The sequence below is a fragment of the Streptomyces fuscigenes genome (assembly GCF_021556455.1).
Classification (GTDB): Bacteria; Actinomycetota; Actinomycetes; order Streptomycetales; family Streptomycetaceae; genus Streptomyces; species Streptomyces fuscigenes.
This window is the reverse complement of the sequence record NZ_JAKGCV010000745.1, coordinates 1-1,488: the sequence shown is the minus strand read 5'-3', so window position 1 is coordinate 1,488 and position 1,488 is coordinate 1. Positions and strand designations below refer to the sequence as shown.

Below are 1,488 nucleotides of genomic sequence, written 5' to 3'. Positions count from 1 at the left end.
GCGACGTGGGCCCGGCCACGGTGGTGCTGCTCTCGGACGGCGGCCGGGTCGCGCGCTACGCGGAGCCCTCCCCCAGAGGGGGTGCCCCCACCGGCGGCGGCGCCGCGGCCCTGGACGTGGCGCGGGCCGACGACGGGGACGTGACGACGGCGGCGGCGCTCGTGGTCGGCCGCGGCCGCGGTACGGTCCGCTACCTTCTGGCGCCGTGGGTCGCGGAGACCACCCGCCGGGACCTGCTGCGTCCGGACACCCCCGCGGCGGCGGTGCGCGTGGGCCCCGACGGGGTGACCGCCCCGGTCCCCGGCCCGGCGGCGGACGGGTCCTGCTCGTCGTGGCCCGCGCTCCAGCTGCGCTCGTCGAGCCGGATCGCGGAGAGGCACGCGTTCCTGCTGACCGACCTCGGCGACCTGTCGCCGGTGCACCTGACCTACACCCCGCCCCCGGGCGCGGGCGCGCCCGCGCGCCAGCCCCGTGAGGCCACGTCGGGGCCCGCGCTCGTCAGCTGGGCGCGCACCGCCTGCACCCTGGGCGAGCTGCGGGGCGGGGGCGTGAAGGCGGTGAACAACTGGGCCTTCGCCGTGCAGGACCTGCCCGAGCGCGCCGGGCGCGCCACCTGGGTGTGCTCGCGCGCGGACACCTGGCGCGGGCCCGGGCGGGTGATGGTGCAGTTCCAGCAGCCCGCCGCGGCGGTGTCCGCGCCGGGGACGTTCGTGGCGAAGGCCGAGGACACGGCGCTGTGCAGCAGGTTCGGCCAGAACGTGGTGGCGGGCCTGCGGTGGCGGTCGGCCGCGGGGCACCCGTACCTCCTGGCCGCCGGAAGCCGCGCCGTCACGTCGATCACCGCCGCGGGCGGCGTCCGGGCGCGGGCGGCGGCGACGACGCTCACCGTGCGCGCGCCGGGCGGCGGCGCCGTGCGGCTGTCGGCGCAACTGGCGACGGGAGGGACGCTTCAAGGGGTCGCTCCGGTGGAACCCGTCTCGTAGGGGCGCGGTACCCGCCCACCGGGGGCGGGGCCGCCCGCGCCACCCGTGGGATGTGAGGACCGTGGTCCGACGGATACATCCGGTGGAACTGGACTTCGTGGAATCGGCGCCGATGCGCCTCACGTTCGGGGCCGAGATCGGCGTGCCGCCCGACGCGGTCTACCGGGAGCTCGCCGACCGTACCGAGGACTGGCCCGACTGGTGCTCCGGGGTCGCCGCGGCGGCGCGCACGCCAGAGGGCCGGCAGATCCGCGCCGCGGGCGGCGGGCAGTTGTGGCAGACGGTGCTCGCCGCCCGTCCCGCCGTGCGTTACGCGTACCGCACGGACCGCACGAACGTGCCGGGCGTGTCCGCGCTCGTCGAGGACTGGCATCTGAGCGCAGGTCCTCGGCCGCATGACCCCCACCAGCGAACTGCCCATGCACCTCGCGGTCTACCGGAGGACCGACGCGCTCGCCGTCGTGCACACGCACGCCGTCCACGCGACCGCCGTCTCCACCCTCGT

Annotated in this window: 2 pseudogenes; both read left to right on the top strand. The window is 77.7% G+C overall.

Features of this window, described 5'->3' with window-relative positions:
• Positions 1-983, top strand: a pseudogene (locus tag L1885_RS28270) (hypothetical protein); the annotation flags it as partial.
• A gap of 380 nt (positions 984-1,363) precedes the next feature.
• Positions 1,364-1,488, top strand: a pseudogene (locus tag L1885_RS28265) (class II aldolase/adducin family protein); the annotation flags it as partial.